This window comes from Bacteroides sp. An322, from assembly GCF_002161765.1.
GTDB classification, from domain to species: domain Bacteria; phylum Bacteroidota; class Bacteroidia; order Bacteroidales; family Bacteroidaceae; genus Phocaeicola; species Phocaeicola merdavium.
On the sequence record NZ_NFIN01000002.1, the window covers coordinates 33,149 to 52,935 of the forward strand.

Consider the following 19,787-nt stretch of genomic DNA (forward strand, 5'->3'; position numbering starts at 1 on the left):
AATCTGTGTTTCTTAAAAATATGTGTATTCTTTTGTTTTTGTTTATAGCCGGAAAAGTTTATCTTTGCTTCTCAAACAAACTAATCTTATTTGTAATATGAAGAAAAAACTTTTATTGGCTGCATTTTTTTGCTCTGCTTTTGCCTTATCATCGTGGGCGGAAAGCCTGAAGCTTTGGTATAAGCAGCCTGCTCAAATTTGGGTGGAGGCTTTGCCGCTGGGGAATTCAACCATGGGTGTGATGGTTTATGGCGGTACTGGAGTGGAACAGCTTCAATTGAATGAAGAGACAATGTGGGGCGGCGGTCCTCATCGGAACGATAATCCGGAAGCATTGCAAGCACTTCCAGAAGTACGGAAACTTATTTTCGAGAACCGGAATATGGAAGCTCAGCAATTGATAGACAAGACATTTTATTCGGGACGGAACGGGATGCCTTATCAAACTATCGGTAGTTTGATGATTGAGCAGCCGGAGCACGAAAAGGTTACCGATTATTATCGGGACTTGGATTTGGAGCGTGCGGTAGCTACTACCCGTTATAAAGTAGACGGAGTGACTTATCAACGTGAAGTATTCGCATCACTTGTGGATAAAGTGATAAGGGTTCGTCTTACGGCAGACCGTCCGGGAATGTTGAGTTTCACGCTTGGTTATCAGACTCCGTTGAAGCAGCATCAGGTAAAATGCAAAGGCAAGACATTGGTACTGACTGGAAACGGTGAAGACCATGAAGGAGTGAAGGGAGTTATCCGTATGGAAACAGCTACGCAGGTAGTTGCAGAAGGTGGAAAAGTGAAAGCCGAAGGAGATAAATTACGTGTGGAGGGTGCTGATGAAGTGACACTTTATATTGCTGCTGCCACTAATTTCCGTTCATACAATGATATGAGTGGCAATCCGCACCGGAAAGTGCAAGAATTGTTGAAGGCTGCCTTAAAGAGTTCGTATAGTCAGGCTTTGGCAGAGCATGAAGGTTATTATCAAGAACAATTCGGGCGTGTCCGTTTGGATTTGGGCGAAGGAAAAGGCGATGTATGGGAAACCACAGAGCGTGTACGGCGTTTCAATGAAGGACAAGACGTGTCGCTTGCCGCGTTGATGTTCCAATACGGGCGTTATTTACTGATTTCGTCTTCTCAACCAGGAGGTCAAGCCGCTAATTTGCAAGGTATATGGAACGATAATCTGGCTGCTCCATGGGATGGAAAATATACGATAAACATCAATACAGAGATGAATTATTGGCCTGCTGAAGTGACGAATTTGACAGAAACGCATCAGCCGCTTTTCGGGTTAATAAAAGACTTGTCACAAACCGGTCGGGAAACGGCTCGTGTGATGTATGGAGCAAATGGCTGGGTGGCACATCATAATACCGATATTTGGCGTTGTACAGGACCGGTAGATAATGCATATTTTGGTACATGGCCCAATGGTGGGGCATGGTTGACCACACATTTGTGGCAGCATTATCTTTATACGGGAGACACGAATTTCTTGAAGGAAGTTTATCCTGCATTGAAAGGTGCCGCTGATTTTTATTTGTCATATCTTATTCCGCATCCGCAATACGGTTGGATGGTAGAAGCACCTTCGATGTCGCCCGAACATGGTCCGCAGGGTAAGAATGCTGGTTCTACGATTGTAGCTGGTTGTACGATGGACAATCAAATCGTATTCGATGTGTTGAACAATGCTTTACAAGCTGCTCAGGTGTTGGGTGAATCTTCGGCTTATCAAGATTCATTGCGGCAAATGATAGAAAAGCTTCCTCCAATGCAAATCGGCAAGTATAATCAATTACAAGAGTGGTTGGAGGATGTAGACAATCCCTATGACCAGCATCGTCATATTTCACATGCGTATGGTCTTTTCCCTAGTAATCAGATTTCGCCATACGCGCATCCATTGCTTTTCCAAGCTATCAAGAACACGATGCTTCAGCGTGGAGATGAAGCTACAGGATGGTCTATCGGGTGGAAAATCAACTTGTGGGCACGTTTGCTTGATGGCAATCACGCTTATAAAATGATAGGTAATTTGTTGAAGCTTCTTCCTTCCGATGCAGTAGCGAGAGAATATCCCGAAGGACGTACTTATCCCAATTTGTTCGATGCGCATCCGCCTTTTCAGATTGACGGAAACTTCGGTTATACAGCAGGTGTAGCCGAAATGTTGATGCAAAGTCATGACGGAGCAGTCCATTTATTGCCTGCATTGCCCGATGCATGGACGAAAGGAAGTGTATGTGGATTGGTAGCCCGTGGAGGTTTTGTAGTAGATATGAAATGGGATGGTATGCAACTTTCTGAAGCAAAGATTCATTCGCGCTTAGGAGGTAATTTGCGGTTGCGTTCTTATATCCCGTTGAAAGGAAAAGGATTGAAACCTGCATCAGGAAAAAATCCCAATCCGCTTTATCAGCAGGCATTAATAAAAGAGCCTTTGGTTTCTAAGGAAATTCGTCCTCAACGTCCGGTTTTGTATCAGATTTATGAATATGATTTAGAAACGGTTGCCGGACACGATTATCAGATAGAACGTTTGTAAAGAATATTCGGAAAAAGGTCTCAGTATTTGGGCAAAACATGAAATGTGAAGCCTGGATACTGAGATCTTTTCTATTTAGCGGAATGGACGGATGATACTGTCTTCGTGATGGAAGGTGATTGTCTTTTCTTTTGTAGAATCGGTTTTTATGCTGGTTACATCTCCTCGTGTCGTGAAATATACGTAGTTCCCTTTATCGTAGAAGCGATATACTTTTACGCCATCATGCTGGAACAAGTATTGGATCGTATAGCTATCATTGTTGTCTGACGGTTCATAACGTAAGGGGATGCCTATGTTACATGAAGAAAAATTCATTATGCAAAAAAGGAGTAGGATAATCTTTGCTGCTATTTTCATCTGAGTGTAAGATTAAGGATGTATTTTATGAGAAACGCAGACGAACACAGGGCGGCAGAAGCATGGATAAAATGTGTTCTGCTGGAATCTGCGTTCATCTGCGTTTCAGATATAAGTATGTTTTACTTTTTCAGTGCGGCGATGCTTTCTTTCAAAGCGGCAATCTTCGTTTCGGCATCGGCTTGCTTCTTGCGTTCCATTTCGATAACATTGGCAGGAGCCTTGCTTACGAATTTCTCGTTGCCGAGTTTCTTCAATACGCTTTGCAAGAATCCTTTCTGATATTTCAAGTCGGCTTCTAATTTCTTCAACTCCTCTTCTACGTTAATCAGGTTGCCTAACGGTACGGCATATTCCGTTGTGCCTACCATGAAGGCGGCTGCTCCTTCGGCTTTTACAGATACCGTGTTGATAGCGGAAAGGTTGCCCATTTTCGTTAAAATTGAGTTGAATGCAGCTACCGGATTCTCGCCTGTCGCTTCCAATGCCAAAGTTTCTTTCTGCGCGATGTTCTTTTGCAGACGGATGGTACGGATGCCTCCGATAACCTCTTTCACTTTTTCGAAGTCACGAATCAATGCTTCATCAAAACTTTCCACTTTATCCAATTGTTGCGTCATGATGCTTTCACCCGGTTGGCGGTCGTAGATGTGTTGCCACAATTCTTCGGTGATGAACGGCATGAACGGATGAAGTTGTTTCAGCAAGGCTTCGAAGAATTTCAGGGTCTGTCCGTAAGTGGTGCGGTCGATAGGTTGTCCGTATGCAGGTTTCACCATTTCGAGGTACCAGCTTGAGAACTCGTCCCAGAAGAGTTTGTAGACCGCCATTAATGCTTCACTCAGACGGTATTTCCCGAAGAGGTCTGCCACTTCGAGGGTAGTCTTAGCCAATACGGCTTCAAACCATTTCGTAGCCAAACGGGCATATTCGGGTTGTTCGATGTCTGCTACTTGCCAGCCTTTCACCAAACGGAAGGCGTTCCATATCTTGTTGTTGAAGTTTCGTCCTTGTTCGCAAAGCGCGTCATCAAACAAAATGTCATTTCCTGCAGGAGCAGACAACATCATACCCATACGCACACCGTCGGCACCGTATTGGTCAATGAGTTCCAATGGGTCGGGAGAGTTGCCGAGTGATTTCGACATCTTGCGTCCGATTTTATCGCGCACGATACCGGTGAAGTACACGTTGCGGAACGGCATATCGCCCATGTATTCGTAGCCTGCCATAATCATGCGTGCCACCCAGAAGAAGATGATGTCCGGACCAGTTACCAGGTCTGATGTCGGATAGTAGTACTTGATTTCCTCGTTGCCCGGATTGTTGATGCCGTCGAAGAGCGAGATAGGCCACAACCAAGAAGAGAACCAAGTATCGAGGCAATCTTCGTCTTGACGCAGTTCTTCCAATTTCATGTCGGCACGTCCGCTCTTTTGCTTAGCCAGTTCGAGGGCTTCTTCCGGTGTCTCTGCCACTACATATCCGCCTTCGGGCAGGTAATATGCCGGGATGCGGTGTCCCCACCACAATTGGCGGCTGATGCACCAGTCTTTGATGTTTTCCAGCCAGTTGCGGTAGGTATTCTTATATTTAGCCGGATAGAATTTCAATTCATCGTTCATTACCGGAGGCAATGCCATGTCGGCAAAGTGCTGCATCTTCAAGAACCACTGCATGGAAAGTTTCGGCTCGATGGGCACGTTGGTGCGTTCCGAGCATCCTACCTTATTGGTATAGGCTTCCACTTTCTCCAATAAGCCGGCATCTGCTAAGTCTTTCTCGATTTGTTCGCGCACATCGAAGCGGTCCATGCCTACATACAGCCCTGCGGCTTCGCTGATGGTTCCGTTATCGTTGAAGATGTCGATGCTTGGCAAGTTGTGTTTCTCGCCTAACATATAGTCGTTCACATCGTGTGCCGGAGTCACTTTCAGGCATCCCGTACCGAACTCGATGTCTACATAATCGTCTTCGATGACCGGAATCACGCGGTTTACTAACGGAACAATCACTTTCTTACCCTTCAGCCATTGGTTTTTCGGGTCGTTCGGATTGATACACATTGCCGTATCGCCCATGATGGTTTCGGGACGGGTGGTGGCTACTACGGCATAGCGTCCTTCTGCGTCACCTTCTACCTTATATTTTAAATAATATAGTTTGCTATGTTCTTCTTTGTAGATTACTTCTTCATCACTCAATGCCGTGAGAGCTTTCGGGTCCCAGTTCACCATGCGTACGCCACGGTAAATCAATCCTTTGTTATAGAGGTCTACAAATACCTTGATGACACTTTTGCTACGCTTCTCGTCCATGGTGAAGGCAGTGCGGTCCCAGTCGCACGAAGCACCCAGTTTGCGGAGTTGCTTCAGGATGATGCCTCCATGTTCATCGGTCCAGTCCCATGCGTGTTTCAGGAACTCGTCGCGGGTCAGGTCTGTCTTCTTGATTCCTTGCCCTGCCAATTTATTTACCACTTTGGCTTCGGTAGCGATAGAAGCATGGTCAGTTCCAGGCACCCAGCAGGCGTTCTTGCCGGTCATGCGTGCACGGCGCACCAAGATGTCTTGTATGGTATTGTTAAGCATGTGTCCCATGTGGAGCACTCCCGTCACGTTAGGGGGAGGAATGACGATGGTGTACGGTTCACGTCCGTCAGGTTTCGAACTGAAGAGTTTGTTGTCCAGCCAATACTGGTACCATTTTCCCTCCACATCAGCGGGATTGTACTTACTTGCTAATTCCATTTTGTATTATGCGTTTTAATGTTTTCGTTATTCTTGTTTTCGAGGTGCAAAGGTAGTAAATTCTTCGGAATATGCATAGAAAATCAACAGATTCACATGGGATGAAAGCATAATCTTAGGCTTTTATCGGAATATGAATCTGCCGGTTTTATTGTTCTTTTTCTTTGTTTTCCGAAATGAGCAGGAGTTTATCCCCTTCTTGAAGTTCGGTTTGTCCGTTAGGGATAATAAATTCATTTCCGCGTTTTACCAGCATCACCAAGGTGCCTTTGGGCAGGTCGATATGAGTCAGGCGGTTGCCTTCCGCCAGCATTTCTTGCGTAAGGGTTAAGTCATTCAGTTGGGTATCAATTTCTTCCGGAAGTTCTACGCCGAACTCATTGCCTTCTTTGGGTTGGGGCATATCCAGCTTCAGCCAGCGTGCCATGCAGGAAATGCTCATACCTTGGATGATAAGCGACAATAGTGTGATAAAGAACACGATATTGAATAGTTGGTTTGAACCAGGAATTTGTGCAATGACCGGATAAGTGGCGAAAATGATAGGGACGGCTCCTCGAAGCCCTACCCATGAGACGAAGATACGTGCCCGATAAGATAGGTTGCGGAAAGGGAGCAGACATAGGAAAACACTGGCAGGGCGTGCCACTATAATCATGAATATGCCGATGAGCAAGCCTACTCCTGCAATGTCTATCATTTCATGTGGGTTGACCAATAAGCCCAATGCGATGAACATGATAATCTGTACCAGCCAGGTCAGTCCGTCCATAAATGTAAGTATGTCTTTGCGTGAAGTGAGTTTGGCATTTCCTACAATAACTCCTGCTATATAAACCGCCAGATAGCCGTTTCCTTTAAGCAAGTCGGTTGTGGTAAAAGTGATGAATACGATGCTCAGCAGCAATATCGGATAAAGTGAGGTATTGGGAAGGTTGATTTTATTCAGTAGCCATACACCGAATTTTCCGGAAACATAACCGATGATTCCGCCGAAAAAGAATTGGATTAATAAGTCGCGTGCGATAGTGCCTATATTGAGGTCTGTCCCGCTTCCGATGACTTGTATCAAAACAATGGTGAGCATATAAGCCATAGGGTCGTTGCTCCCGCTTTCCAACTCAAGCATGGGACGCAGGTTTTCTTTTAGGTTCATGCGTTGCGAGCGGAGCAGGCTGAATACCGAAGCGGAATCGGTAGACGACATAGTAGCAGCCAGTAGCATTCCGGCTAATAATGTGACGTGGATGTCTGCTTGCGTGTGGCACGAGAGATAATAGATGAACCAGCCGGTCAGCAGGGTAGTTAGCAATACGCCTACGGTAGAAAGCAGGATGCCTTGCGTCAGAATCGGCTTGATTTCGCGGAATCGTGTATCCATTCCTCCTGTAAACAGGATGATGCTCAAGGCGATCATACCGATGAATTGTGCATCTTTTGCACTATGGAACTGGATGCCAAGCCCGTCGCTTCCGAAAAACATGCCCACTAATAGGAAGAGCAATAAAGTCGGGATGCCGAACCTGTATCCGGTTTTGCTGATTAGGATGCTGATGAAAATCAGGATAGAGCCGATAAGAAGGATGTTTTCTGCGGTAATCATACTTGGTAAGTTTTGTTGTGAAAAATAGTTCCCCAAAGATACGAAAAATATATTTTAGATTATACCGTCCGCCTTATTATATGAAGAGATTTTGAATCCTGCCTTTTTGTCATTCGATATCTGACGGAAAGGCATACGGCTTCATCGCCCGTTGAAGCAGGCTTCATTGGCTTATGCATACGGCTTCGTAAGCCGATGAAGCCTGCTTCGTAAAAAGTTGTACTTAGGTGACAAAAAAAGGATACGTTTTTGGCGTATCCTTTTCTTTAGAGCGGAAGACGGGACTCAAACCCGCGACCCTCAGCTTGGAAGGCTAATGCTCTATCGACTGAGCTACTTCCGCAAGTTATGTGGGCAAGGATGGATTCGAACCACCGAAGGCATAAGCCAGCAGATTTACAGTCTGCCCCATTTGGCCACTCTGGTACTTGCCCTTGAGGAATGAGAGCGGAAGACGGGACTCAAACCCGCGACCCTCAGCTTGGAAGGCTAATGCTCTATCGACTGAGCTACTTCCGCAAGTTGTGTGGGCAAAGATGGATTCGAACCACCGAAGGCGTAAGCCAGCAGATTTACAGTCTGCCCCATTTGGCCACTCTGGTATTTGCCCTTTCTCAAATGCGCTGCAAAGGTACGATTATTTTTTTAATTTGCAAGCGAAATCAATCATTTTTATTGCATCAATTGCACATTCGTCTCCTTTATTGCCCAATTTTCCGCCCGCACGCTCTTCGGCTTGTTGCATATTATTGGTGGTAATCAGTCCGTAAATGACTGGAATGTCGCTTGTTGCGTTCAGGTAGGTAATGCCTTGGGTGGCTCCCATGCATACGTAATCGAAATGAGGGGTGTCTCCGCGTACCACGCATCCAAGGGCGATAACGGCATCTACTTTCCCGCTTTTAATTAGTTGGGCAGAACCATAGGTCAGTTCGAAACTTCCCGGTACGGTCTTTACCAAGATGTTTTCGTCTTTGGCTCCGTGTTTCTTTAATGTATTCAAAGCTCCGTTCAGGAGGGCATCGGTAATGTGTTGGTTCCATTCGGATACCACGATACCGAAACGCATGGCAGATGCATCGGGTACGGAATGGGTATCGTAATCGGACAGATTGTGAAAGGCTGTTGACATGGGGAATAGTTAATAATTAATAGTTAAGAATTAAGAATGGGGAGAGCCTTTTGTCATTCTGAACGAAGTGAAGAATCTCGGAAGCATTCGCTTGTGTATTCGAGATCCTTCACTTCGTTCAGGATGACATTTATAAAGAACATTTATTTGATAGATGCGCGTTCGATGTATTTATCGATGCTCATAGCTTGAATAGAATTCGCATATTTGGTCTTAATCTGCTTGTAAGCGTCTACGGCTTCAGCGTTTTTGCCTTGCTTTTCCAGGATTTGTCCGGCTTGGAGCAGATAGATCGGGCTTAATGTGGTACTGTTTGCCTTGTCTGCTGCTTTCAATAATGTAGCGGCTGCTTTATCCAATTGTCCCATTTGTGCATAGCAGTTGCCCATGGTGCCGATGATAGCAGGTGCTACCATGTAATCGTCTGCACTGAACTTGTCGAGATAGGTTGTTGCTTCTTCGTACTTGCCCAGTTGCGCATAGCAAAGTCCGCAATAAGCGTTGGCAAGGTTTCCTGCATCTGTACCGCTGAACTCGTCTGCAATTTTCAGGAAGCCCGTATATCCCAGGCTATCACCGTTCAGAGCCAGTTCGAATTCGTTGTTTCCGAAATATTGTTCTCCTTTAAATAAGGCTTCGGATGCTTTCAACTCGTTCGGTTCGCCGATGAAATGATTGTAACCTACAACGCCGCATACGATAACGACAATAGCTACTACAACACCAATAAACAGGTTCTTGTACTTTAACAGGAATGCTTCGGAAGTGTTCAATGCTTCGTCTACATTCAACGGATCATGAGTTTGTTTTTGTTTTGACATTTTTCTTATTGTTTTTTTATTATTTTCGTGAGATTTATTTTCGGTCAGCAAAAGTAGTTTATTTCTGTTTATAAACGAAATTTGCGGGCATGTTTTTTTATCAATCTTTCTTTTATTCGTATTTTTGTGGCTTAAAAAGGAGAATACGTATGTGGTTAAAGCGCATTTCTATATTGAATTATAAGAATCTGGAGCAGGTGGAACTTGCTTTTTCGAGAAAGTTGAATTGCATTATCGGGAAGAACGGAATGGGGAAGACCAATCTGATGGATGCGGTGTATTACTTGTCTTTTTGCAAGAGTGCCACGAATCCGATTGATTCGCAAAACATTCTTCATGAGCGTGATTTCTTCGTGATACAAGGTTTTTACGAAACGGATAACGGCGAGCCGGAGGAAGTGTATTGCGGATTGAAACGCAGGCAGAAGAAGCAATTCAAGCGGAATAAGAAGGAGTATTCGCGCTTGTCGGACCATATCGGGCTGATACCTTTGGTGATGGTTTCGCCCGCCGACTCTTGGCTGATAGCCGGAGGAAGCGAGGAACGGAGGCGGTTTATGGATGTGGTGATATCGCAATTCGACCGGGAATACTTGGACGCTTTAATCCGGTATAATAAGGCTTTGCAACAACGGAACGCTTTGCTGAAGGCTGAAATGGAGCCGGAAGAAGAGTTGATGGCTTTGTGGGAAGAGGCGATGGCTTCGACGGGTGAAATTGTATTCCGGAAGCGGAAAGACTTTGTGGATGAGTTCATCCCGGTGTTTCAATCGTATTATGCCTATATTTCGCAGGGCAGGGAGCAGGTGAGCCTGATGTATGAATCGCATGCGGCTCAGGGGAATCTTTTGCAATTATTGAAGGAGAGCCGCCAGCGGGACCGTATCTTAGGATATTCGACTAAAGGCATACACAAGGATGATTTGATTATGGAATTGGGCGATTTTCCGATGAAACGGGAAGGGTCGCAAGGGCAGAACAAGACGTACTTGATTGCATTGAAACTGGCTCAATTTGATTTTTTGAAGCGCACGGGAAACCGGACGGTGCCGATTGTCTTGTTGGACGATATATTCGATAAGCTGGATGCTTCGCGTGTGGAGCAAATCGTGAAGTTAGTGGCTGGAGATAATTTCGGGCAAATCTTCATCACCGATACCAACCGGGAGCATTTGGATAAGATATTGAGCGGAGTAGGCGAAGATTATAAGTTATTCGAAGTGGAGGACGGATGTGTTTCCGAACGGGAAAAGGAGGCTGAGGCATGAAAAGGAACAATACGGAGCAGGTGGGCGATGTTATCCGGCGTTTGCTTAGGCAAGAAGGATTGGAAACGCCTCTTAACGAATACCGGTTGATTGAAGCGTGGAAAGACGTTGTAGGTCCGGTGATAGTCCGATATACGCAGAATTTATATATCAAGAATCAGGTGCTTTATGTGCATTTGTCTTCTTCCGTCTTGCGTCAGGAGCTTTCGATGAGCCGGACGTTGTTGGTACGGAATCTGAATACCCGGGTAGGGGCACAGGTGATTGTGAACATCGTATTCAGGTAAGCGGGTCAATACATTCTTCCGTTTTCGGTCCATACTTCGTCCATGGGTATATCCAATGCATCGGCAGGAAGCGGCGTTTCGCGAAGCTGAAAATGGAAGCATATACCTATTTTATATAAGGAGGCTTTGTGCAAAAGGCGGTCGTAATATCCTTTCCCGCGTCCCAACCGGTTTCCTTGGCGGTCGAAAGATACGCCGGGGATAAAGGCGAGGTCGATTGTGTCCCATTCGTTTATCGGTTCTCCCGTAGGTTCTTCGATATGGAAATTTCCTTTAGTCAGGTTTTCTTTCCCCGTATATTTCCGTAGTTCGAGTTCGTCTCCTTTTACAACGGGCAGGATGATGTCTTTTTCCTTGCTCCATTTCTCTACAAATCCATGGGTCTGCACTTCATCGGGCAGGGAATAGTAGAGCAGGACGGTACGGGCATGTTGGAATCGCGGATGTTGTTCCAGTTGGTTTAATAAGCGTAGGGAGAGCCTGTTTAGTTCTTCCCGTGGATATTGCTTTTTCTTTTGGGTGATTTCGAAACGGATTTGTGCCTTGTTTTGCATGATGTGAATAGGATAATAAACACAGAGACACAAAGGCACAGAGTTTTATAAATTGAATTAATAGATTCTCTGTGTCTTTGCGCCTCTGTGTTCAATTTAATTTATAAAGATTCTTCTTCCGGAGCTTTCGGGAATGATTCCCCTTTCTCCAACACTTCGAGTGCCTTTAGTACGGTATTATCCGTTTTATTGCTATATTCGATGTAGGCTTCGATGCCTAACATGTTGTAGATGATGTTTCCGTACAGGTTTTCATCGAATAATTTTTTCGATTTATACATCAGGATGTTCCGGCGTTTCAATCCCTTCTTTTCGGCATACGAAGCGAATTTCTCTAACAGGTTCTGTGTCTTGAGGTAATCCGCCATGCTATCGGGGGTGGTGTATTGTTGAAGTTTAGCCCGGTTCTTGTCCGTATAATCTAAGGTATAGCGGATGATAAGCCCGCGTGATGCAGCCATACGGAAGTAGGAAGTGAATCCGGTGGTATCTTGCGGCACGAAGATGTCGGGCATGATGCCTCCTCCTCCATATACCGTGCGTCCCAAACGGGTGTGGTAGATTTCTTTCGTGTTTTGCTTGATGCTGTCCGCCGAGAAGAACTCACCGTGCTCATAGCGGGTAATCAAGTCCATTTGGTATTCCGAATCGTTCCCGTTTTGGTACGGTTTCTGGATGCATCGTCCCGAAGGCGTATAATAGCGGGCTATAGTCAGGCGGATAGCCGAACCATCGCTGAACTCAATGGGTTGCTGCACCAATCCTTTTCCGAACGAGCGGCGTCCGATAATTGTTCCCCGGTCATTGTCTTGAATGGCACCGGCGAAGATTTCGCTTGCCGAGGCTGAACCTTCATCCATCAATACGACCAATGGAATGCCTTGGCTGCTTCCTGTTCCGTTTGAAGTGTAATTTTCTCTGGGTGCTTTGCGTCCTTCGGTATATACAATCAGGCTATTCCCTGGAAGGAATTCGTTAATCATTTGGATAGCTGCAGCCATATATCCTCCCGTGTTTCCGCGCAGGTCGATAATCAATCCTTCATAATTGGCTTGGTTCAGTTTGGCAAGGGCAACAAGCAATTCGGGATAAGTGGTTTCTCCGAACTTGTTTACTTTGATATATCCGAACCGTTCGTTAATCATGTATGCCGCATCAATGCTTTTCACCGGAATATCTCCTCGCACAACGGAGAAATGAAGGATTTCTTGCTCTCCCGGACGATAGATACCCAGTTTGACGGTACTTCCCTTTTCTCCTTTCAGGCGGCGCATGGCTTCTTCGTTTGTCACTATCTTTCCTACAAAAGCCGAATCGTCCACTTCGATGATGCGGTCTCCAGCCAACATGCCCACTTTCTCCGAAGGTCCTCCGGGGATGACATTGTTCACGTGGATAGTATCGTCTTGAATGGTAAATTGGATGCCTACACCGCTAAAGCTTCCTTTCAGGTCCGAGTTGACCGCTTCCAGATCTTTGGCGGGGATATAAGCCGAGTGGGGGTCCAGTTCGCCCAAAATCTGAGGCATGGCTTCTTCCACGAGGTCATACATATTGACCGTATCTACATATTGGTCATCGATGATGCGCAAGAGGGCATTCAACTTGTTCGATGAGGTGTTGATGATGCCTAATTTATTTCCCGAAAAATGATTGGCATAGAATGTTCCAATCAGGATTCCCACCACTACACACAAGGCAAGCAGGAAAGGCATGAGCCGGTTTTTGTTATTGTTTGTCATACGCTTTTATTCATTAAGGTTTAAGTAAACCACTTCGATATTCGCACGTTTCAAGAGGTCCAGCCCGTCTTCCAGCCGGTATTTCTCTGCATATACCACACGCTTGATGCCTGCCTGGATGATAAGCTTGGCACATTCGATGCAAGGCGATGCGGTCACATAGAGTGTGGCGCCTTCGCTGCTATTGTTCGAGCGGGCTATTTTCGTGATGGCATTGGCTTCGGCATGCAATACGTAGGGCTTGGTCAGTCCGTTTTCGTCTTCGCATACGTTTTCAAATCCGGCTGGAGTACCGTTGTAGCCATCGGAAATAATCATTTTGTCTTTTACTATCAAGGCACCTACTTTTCTCCGGTTGCAATAGGAGTTTTCAGCCCAAATGGCGGCCATGCGCATGTAGCGTTTGTCTAATATTTCTTGTTTGTTCTCGTTTGCTTCCATATATGATTAGTTTCTGAATCCTACAGGGTAGAATTGGATGTAATGGTTTTTATCTATATTGAAAAGTTTAATGAGTCTGGAATCTCCCCGATAGAACTTGGCGTTGCTGATTTCATCGAAGAAAATCTCGTCCAGCCCGCTGGGAGTCCGGTTGGCACGTATGTTTATTGAGATGCTTCGGTCTTCTCCGTTTGCACTCCATGTACCGGTAAAGGTTATTGCGTTTCCTTGCCCTTCTACTGTTCCGTCTTCAGAGAACCGGATGATGTATTTCTCTTGGTCTTTGTTGATTTGTTCACGCTCGTCAATGGAAAGAGTCGATTCCCAGTTGTTATCGTCTTCCCAATTGCTTGTGTCATACGAGCTGCTCCAATGCCAGGTCTGCCCGCTGGCGAAGATTTCCATTACATCATCTTCGTTGCATCCGCTTAGCAGGATTGCCAGGCATATTCCGATGTATGAGATGTATTTTTTCATGTTATTCGATAATTCCGTTTCGTTTTAATAATGCGTCTATCGTAGGCTCTTGTCCCCGGAAACGCTTGTATAGCGTCATGGGGTGTTCCGTTCCGCCTTTCGACAAGATATTGTCCCGGAAAGATTGAGCCGTTTCGGTATTGAAGATTCCTTTCTCCTTGAATACCGAAAATGCGTCGGCATCCAATACCTCTGCCCATTTGTAGCTGTAATATCCGGCGGCATATCCTCCCGACATGATGTGTCCGAACTGGACGCTCATACAGGTCTCAGGCACCGTGGGCAAGATTTGGGCACGTTTCCATGCTTCTTGTTCGTAGGCACGTACATCGCCTTCGAATGGAGTGCGGCGGGTGTACCATGCCATGTCGAGCAGCCCGAAACTTACTTGGCGGAGGCAGGCGTATGCCACGTTGAAGTTAGACGAGTCGATAATCCGCTGGATCCATTCATCCGGAAGGTTTTCTCCTGTTTGATAATGCGTTGCAAAGGTATGAAGAAATTCTCTTTCTATGGCAAAGTTTTCCATGATTTGCGAGGGAAGTTCCACAAAATCCCAATAAACGTTCGTTCCGCTCATGCTTTTGAAGCGTGTATGGGCGAACATGCCGTGCAGGGCGTGCCCGAATTCGTGCAAGAATGTGGTCACTTCCGAGAAAGTCAGCAATGCCGGTTTGTCAGGGGTAGGCTTTGTAAAATTCATGGTCACCGATACGTGCGGGCGGCTATCAGTACCGTCGGCTTCCGTCCATTGCTCTTTGTAGCTGGTCATCCATGCGCCCGATTTCTTTCCGGCGCGTGGGTGGAAGTCGGCATAAAGTACAGCCAGATAACTTCCGTCTTTGTCATACACTTCGTAGGCTTTGACATTGGGATGATAGACCGGAATGTCCGGGTTTTCCTTGAAGATGATGCCATACAAGCGGGTGGCAAGCCCGAACACGCCTTTGATGACACGGCTCAGCTCGAAGTAGGGGCGTAATTCTTCTTCATCGAGGGCATACTTCTTCTGGCGGAGCTTGTTGCCATAATACGAGAAGTCCCACGGCATCAGCTTGAAGTCCGGTCCTTCGGTCTCTTGTGCCAAGGCTTCGATTTCTTCCACTTCCTTATGGGCGGTAGGGGTATAGGCTTCTAATAATTGGTCGAGGAGGCGATAGACGTGTCCGCTATCCTCTGCCATGCGTTTGCGCAATACGTAATCGGCATAGTCGGTATATCCCAAGAGTTGGGCGATTTGCATGCGTGTGTTCACCAGTTGCTTTACGATATCGAGGTTATTTTGTTCGTTATCGTGGGTGCACTGGGTGTTATAGGCAAAATACAGTTCTTTCCGTAAATCCCTGCGGGCACTGTATTTCATGAAAGGTACGAAGCTGGGGGCTTGGAGGGTGAAGGTCCATCCCGTTTCTCCTTTTTCTTGCGCCGTATGTGCCGCGGCTTCACGGACACTTTCCGGAAGTCCCTCTAAGTCTTCTTCTCGTGTGAGGTTCAATTCATAATTGTTCGTTTCTTTCAGGTGGTTTTGCGAGAAGCGCAAGGTCAGCGTGCTCAGGTCCATGCTCAGTTTGCGGAACGTGGCTTTGCCGGCATCGTCCAGGTTGGCTCCGTTCCGCACGAATCCGTCGTAGGTCTTTTCTAACAGGCGGTGTTCTTCGGGCGAGAGAGTTAGCTGTTCGCGCCGGTCATAAACGTGCTTGATGCGTTGGAAAAGTTTCTCGTTCAGCCCGATGTTGTTGCTATGTTCCGAGAGTTCGGGCATGAGCTTTTCGGCAAGAGCGTCCAGTTCATCGCAGGTTTCGGTGCTCATCAGGTTAAACATCACTGTGGTCACCCGGTCTAATAAGCCTCCCGATTGCTCCAACGCCACGATAGTATTGTCGAATGTAGGTTCTTCCGGGTTGTTGATAATGGCTTCTATTTCTTTGTCTTCCCGGCGCATGCCTTCGCGGATGGCTGGCTCATAATCGGGCAAGGTTATTTGGTCGAAAGGAACTGTCCCGTGCGGGGTTGTATAAGGTGTTAAAAAGGGATTCTTCATCATAATATATCGTTATTGTTCTGTTGGTTATATGCAAGTAGGGCGTTCATGTCGGGGATTTCTATTTCCCTCCGGCTAAGGGATGCCAGTCCTTGTTGTTTCCAGTCATTCAAAACCTTTGAGATGTTGATGCGTGTGTCATCGAGCAGTTCTGCCAGGTCTTCCATACGGACATGAAGTTTTTTATATCCCGAGATTGTAGTGCATCTCAAAAGCAGGAAATTGATGATTTTGTTTTGTGTATTTCCGATGTGCGCGTTCCACAAACGCCGGTAGAATGTTTGGTTGCGGTTGCAAAGTAAGTTTACGTAGTTGAGTTGGCAAATAGAGTATTTGCTTAATTCCGATACTACATACGATTTGTCAATGGTAATGGTATGCACGTTTCCTAGTGCAGAATAAGATGCGTTATATTGCTGATGCATACCGAATAACGAATAGGGTTCGATGACGTGTGGAGCGTCTAGTGTCTCATAAAGTGTATAATGGTGCGTTTTGTCTGTTGATTCAGACATGATTTGCCCTTGTAGAATAAAGGTCAAACCGTTGCAAGGATCGTCTTGTTTTGCGATATAATGCCCCGATGTGTATTTCTGAAAATGCAATTTTACTTTTTCCAATATGTTGGTAAAGTCTTCTTTGCAGAGACCTTGGAACAAAGGAAGCAATAAAAGTTTGTCGTACATACTGTTTTCTTCCATCTTGCTTTAACTTTATTAAGTTATTATTTTAACAGACAAAGGTAAACAATATTCTGATACGTGATGTGCCTTTCACCTTTTTTATATTTCGTGCGGCAGGAGTTTGTGGTTTTATAAACGCAGAGACGCAGAAACGCAAAGTTCTTTAAATTAAAAATTTCGTTACGAGGTTATGTCAAAATGAGAATTGCTTATCAAAAAGTAATGTCTAAGGGAACGAAGTGAAGAATCTCGTGTATATCCGCTTATGTATTCGAGATCCTTCATTGCGTTCAGGATGACAAAATGAAAGTGTTTTTTTATTTTGATACGCCCTCATGACAAACTTTCAACTTTTAATTTCTCCGTATCCTTTGCCTTCTTTAAAATATATTCTCCGCACTTTTGCGTCTCTGCGTTCGATTTCCCTCGCTTTCTTTCGCTTTTTCATTTCTTTCTACTATATTTGTGAACAAAAATTAAATTGACGGACTATGGGAGGATTGAATTTTCAAGAATTAATCAGCGCGTTTATCGTTTTGTTTGCGGTGATTGATATTATCGGGGCTGTGCCTATCATATTGGATTTGAAGCAGAAAGGGCGGGCGGTGAATGCTTGGCAGGCGACGTTGATTGCTACAGCGTTGCTCGTGGGGTTCTTTTTCGCCGGCGACATGATGCTGAAGTTGTTTCAGGTGGATATCGCTTCGTTTGCGGTGGCGGGCGCGTTCGTGATTTTCCTGATGTCGCTCGAAATGATATTGGATATCGAAATCTTTAAGAATACGGGACCGATTAAGGAGGCTACTCTCGTGCCTTTGGTTTTCCCGCTCTTGGCTGGAGCCGGTTCGTTCACCACGTTGTTGTCCCTGCGTGCCGAGTATGCTTCCATTAACATTCTAATTGCTTTGTTCCTCAACATGGGGTGGGTGTATCTGGTATTGAAGATGACCGACCGTGTGGAACACTTGTTGGGGAAAGGAGGCATTTACATCATCCGCAAGTTCTTCGGCATCATCCTGCTTGCGATATCGGTCCGCTTGTTTACGGCGAACATTACTTCGCTTATCGAGCAGTTCCATTGATAATCAATAATCAAACGCAGAGGCGCAAAAACGCAAAGCTTGTATTTAGAGAGGGCAAAGAACACGGAAAAAATAAGCCTCTGTGGCCTTTGCCTTCTTTATAGAAAAAATAATTCTCTGCGCTTTTGCGTCTCTGCGTTTGATTAATTAATACAGTTTCCCTATCAGGTCGCTTCGTCCGATGCGCCTTAGCTCGCGGATGATGTTCTGACGCTCTTCGGGCTTGTACCAGAAGAAGAACATGCGCTGGGCAAGCTTCTCCTTTTGCGTCTTTGCCGAGAAAACGGGTTTCAGCGTGTAGGGATGTATGCCCGTGTACCATGCTTCCGTAGCTACGGTCATCGGGGTGGGGGTGAAGTCTTGCACCTGTTCCAAGTGGAAGTCCAGCCGCTTGGTGATGACCGCTAATTCCGCCATGTCCTCTTCGGTGCATCCGGGATGGCTGCTGATGAAGTAGGGGATGAGTTGCTGGCGCAGGTTCAGTTCGCGGTTCAGGCGGTCGAAGATGCGCTTGAAGGCATAGAACTGTTCGAACGAGGGCTTGCGCATCACTTCTAATACCCGTGCGCTGGTGTGTTCGGGAGCCACTTTCAATCGTCCGCTCACGTGTTTCGTGATAAGCTCGCGGGTATATTCGGCGGTGCTCCGGTTCGTGGCAGGGTCTTTGCTTTCGTGCAAAAGCAGGTCGTAGCGCACGCCGCTTCCGATAAAGCTTTTCTTGATGCCCGGCAGGGCGTCTACGCTACGGTAGATGTCCAGCAAAGGGCGGTGGTCGGTGTTCAGGTTCGGGCAGATTTTCGGATGCACGCACGAGGGGCGTTTGCATTTGCGGCAGAGGCTTTCGTCTGTGCCGTGCATGGCATACATGTTTGCCGAAGGCCCTCCCAAGTCGCTCAGATAGCCTTTGAAGTCGGGCATCTCGGTGATGGCTTTCACTTCTTTCAGGATGCTTTCCTTGCTCCGGCTCACGATGAACTTGCCTTGGTGTGCTGAAATGGTGCAGAAGGCGCATCCGCCGAAACATCCGCGGTGGATATTTACCGAGAACTTAATCATGTCGTACGCCGGGATGCGTTTTCCCTTGTATTTCGGGTGAGGCAGGCGCGTGTAGGGCAGGTCGAACGAGCGGTCCAGTTCGCCTTGCGTCATGGGCGGGTAAGGCGGGTTGACCACCACCGTTTGTCCGTCCGTCTCTTGCCAGATGCGTCGGGCTTCGTATTTGTTCGATTCTTCTTCGATGTGGCGGAAGTTTTGCGCTTGCTTGCGTTTGTCAGCAAGGCATTCTTCGTGCGAGAAGAGGCGCAGGTCGGTTTCCGCGGGCTGGAAATCCTTGCGGGGGACGAGGTATGCCGTTTGCGGGATGTCGGTCGGCACTTCGGGCGACGCTTCCATGCGCCGGCACAGTTCCGTGATGGGTTTCTCGCCCATGCCATATATCAGCAGGTCGGCTTTCGAGTCTATCAGGATAGACGGGCGCACCTTGTCTTGCCAATAATCGTAATGCGTCAGGCGGCGGAGCGAGGCTTCGATGCCTCCCAACACTACGGGCACATCGGGGTACAGTTCTTTCAGGATGCGCGTATAGACGATGCTGGGATATTCCGGGCGCATGTCGTGCCGTCCGTCGGGCGTATAGGCGTCTTCGCTCCGCAAGCGTTTGTTGGCGGTGTATTTGTTGACCATGCTGTCCATGCTTCCAGCCGTCACGCCGAAGAACAGGCGGGGCGTGCCTAATTTCTTGAAGTCGCGCAGGTCATCGCGCCAGTTGGGCTGGGGGACGATGGCTACTTTCAGCCCTTCTGCTTCCAAGATGCGCCCGATTACGGCAGCTCCGAACGAGGGGTGGTCGATATAGGCATCGCCGCTGAACAGAATAACGTCCGGCTGGTTCCAGCCTCTCAGTTCCATTTCTTTCTTGGTCGTGGGCAACCAGTCTGTCAGTTGATAGTTTCTCACTATGCTTGTCGGTTTATAATTAAACGCAGAGACGCG

General features: G+C 46.7%; 16 protein-coding genes and 4 tRNA genes. 4 read left to right on the forward strand and 16 right to left on the reverse strand.

Annotation, left to right across the window (positions count from 1 at the left end):
• Positions 1–97 precede the first annotated feature (97 nt).
• On the forward strand, positions 98–2,554 hold the full coding sequence (locus tag B5F91_RS01240) for a glycoside hydrolase family 95 protein (protein WP_087427299.1): 2,457 nt from the start codon (positions 98–100) through the stop codon (positions 2,552–2,554).
• A gap of 75 nt (positions 2,555–2,629) precedes the next feature.
• Here the strand turns inward: B5F91_RS01240 and B5F91_RS01245 are convergent, their stop codons facing one another.
• From B5F91_RS01245 to B5F91_RS01285, 9 genes are all read right to left on the reverse strand, one after another.
• Positions 2,630–2,914, reverse strand: a complete 285-nt coding sequence (locus B5F91_RS01245; RefSeq protein WP_087427300.1) for a DUF4884 domain-containing protein — start codon at positions 2,912–2,914, stop codon at positions 2,630–2,632.
• 122 nt (positions 2,915–3,036) lie between these two features.
• A complete protein-coding gene (locus tag B5F91_RS01250) occupies positions 3,037–5,664 on the reverse strand; it encodes a valine--tRNA ligase (protein WP_087427301.1) in 2,628 nt (875 codons plus the stop codon).
• 148 nt (positions 5,665–5,812) lie between these two features.
• On the reverse strand, positions 5,813–7,267 hold the full coding sequence (locus B5F91_RS01255) for a potassium/proton antiporter (protein WP_087427302.1): 1,455 nt from the start codon (positions 7,265–7,267) through the stop codon (positions 5,813–5,815).
• Positions 7,268–7,537: 270 nt separating this feature from the next.
• A tRNA-Gly gene (locus tag B5F91_RS01260) sits at positions 7,538–7,610 on the reverse strand.
• Between the two features lie 8 nt (positions 7,611–7,618).
• Positions 7,619–7,701 (reverse strand) — tRNA-Tyr (locus B5F91_RS01265).
• Positions 7,702–7,713: 12 nt separating this feature from the next.
• Positions 7,714–7,786, reverse strand: a tRNA-Gly gene (locus B5F91_RS01270).
• Positions 7,787–7,794: 8 nt separating this feature from the next.
• Positions 7,795–7,877, reverse strand: a tRNA-Tyr gene (locus tag B5F91_RS01275).
• Between the two features lie 27 nt (positions 7,878–7,904).
• Positions 7,905–8,399, reverse strand: a complete 495-nt coding sequence (gene ribH / locus B5F91_RS01280) for a 6,7-dimethyl-8-ribityllumazine synthase (RefSeq protein WP_087427303.1) — start codon at positions 8,397–8,399, stop codon at positions 7,905–7,907.
• A 143-nt stretch (positions 8,400–8,542) separates the two neighbouring features.
• A complete protein-coding gene (locus B5F91_RS01285) occupies positions 8,543–9,220 on the reverse strand; it encodes a tetratricopeptide repeat protein (RefSeq protein WP_087427428.1) in 678 nt (225 codons plus the stop codon).
• Between the two features lie 149 nt (positions 9,221–9,369).
• Here B5F91_RS01285 and recF point away from each other — a divergent pair, with 149 nt between their 5' ends.
• Together recF and B5F91_RS01295 are read left to right on the forward strand one after the other, a co-directional pair.
• Entirely contained in the window at positions 9,370–10,488 is a 1,119-nt protein-coding gene (gene recF, locus B5F91_RS01290; protein WP_087427304.1) for a DNA replication and repair protein RecF, read from the forward strand.
• Positions 10,485–10,775, forward strand: coding sequence for a DUF721 domain-containing protein (locus B5F91_RS01295; RefSeq protein ID WP_087427305.1), 291 nt, complete (start codon positions 10,485–10,487; stop codon positions 10,773–10,775). Before recF ends, B5F91_RS01295 begins: the two co-directional genes overlap by 4 nt.
• 5 nt (positions 10,776–10,780) lie before the next feature.
• On the opposite strand, the gene B5F91_RS01300 is transcribed toward B5F91_RS01295, so the two are convergent.
• The 6 genes from B5F91_RS01300 to B5F91_RS01325 form a co-directional block, all read right to left on the reverse strand.
• A complete protein-coding gene (locus B5F91_RS01300; protein ID WP_087427306.1) occupies positions 10,781–11,329 on the reverse strand; it encodes a 5-formyltetrahydrofolate cyclo-ligase in 549 nt (182 codons plus the stop codon).
• A 101-nt stretch (positions 11,330–11,430) separates the two neighbouring features.
• Positions 11,431–13,071, reverse strand: coding sequence for a S41 family peptidase (locus B5F91_RS01305; RefSeq protein WP_087427307.1), 1,641 nt, complete (start codon positions 13,069–13,071; stop codon positions 11,431–11,433).
• Positions 13,072–13,077: 6 nt separating this feature from the next.
• The gene (locus B5F91_RS01310; protein ID WP_087427308.1) at positions 13,078–13,512 is read right to left on the reverse strand and encodes a dCMP deaminase family protein; all 435 of its coding nucleotides are present in this window, start codon (positions 13,510–13,512) and stop codon (positions 13,078–13,080) included.
• A gap of 6 nt (positions 13,513–13,518) precedes the next feature.
• Positions 13,519–13,989 (reverse strand): DUF4847 family protein, encoded by a 471-nt coding sequence (locus tag B5F91_RS01315; protein ID WP_087427309.1) that lies wholly within the window; start codon positions 13,987–13,989, stop codon positions 13,519–13,521.
• A gap of 1 nt (position 13,990) precedes the next feature.
• On the reverse strand, positions 13,991–16,030 hold the full coding sequence (locus B5F91_RS01320; protein WP_087427429.1) for a M3 family metallopeptidase: 2,040 nt from the start codon (positions 16,028–16,030) through the stop codon (positions 13,991–13,993).
• Positions 16,030–16,731 (reverse strand): Crp/Fnr family transcriptional regulator, encoded by a 702-nt coding sequence (locus B5F91_RS01325; protein ID WP_087427310.1) that lies wholly within the window; start codon positions 16,729–16,731, stop codon positions 16,030–16,032. The genes B5F91_RS01320 and B5F91_RS01325 overlap by 1 nt, the downstream gene beginning before the upstream one ends.
• A gap of 473 nt (positions 16,732–17,204) precedes the next feature.
• Between B5F91_RS01325 and B5F91_RS01330 the strand changes: the two genes are divergently transcribed.
• Complete coding sequence (locus B5F91_RS01330; protein WP_087427311.1) at positions 17,205–17,795, forward strand: MarC family protein; 591 nt, start codon at positions 17,205–17,207, stop codon at positions 17,793–17,795.
• 147 nt (positions 17,796–17,942) lie between these two features.
• Here B5F91_RS01330 and B5F91_RS01335 read toward each other — a convergent pair whose 3' ends face one another.
• Positions 17,943–19,751 (reverse strand): YgiQ family radical SAM protein, encoded by a 1,809-nt coding sequence (locus B5F91_RS01335; protein ID WP_087427312.1) that lies wholly within the window; start codon positions 19,749–19,751, stop codon positions 17,943–17,945.
• Between the last annotated feature and the right edge of the window lie 36 nt (positions 19,752–19,787).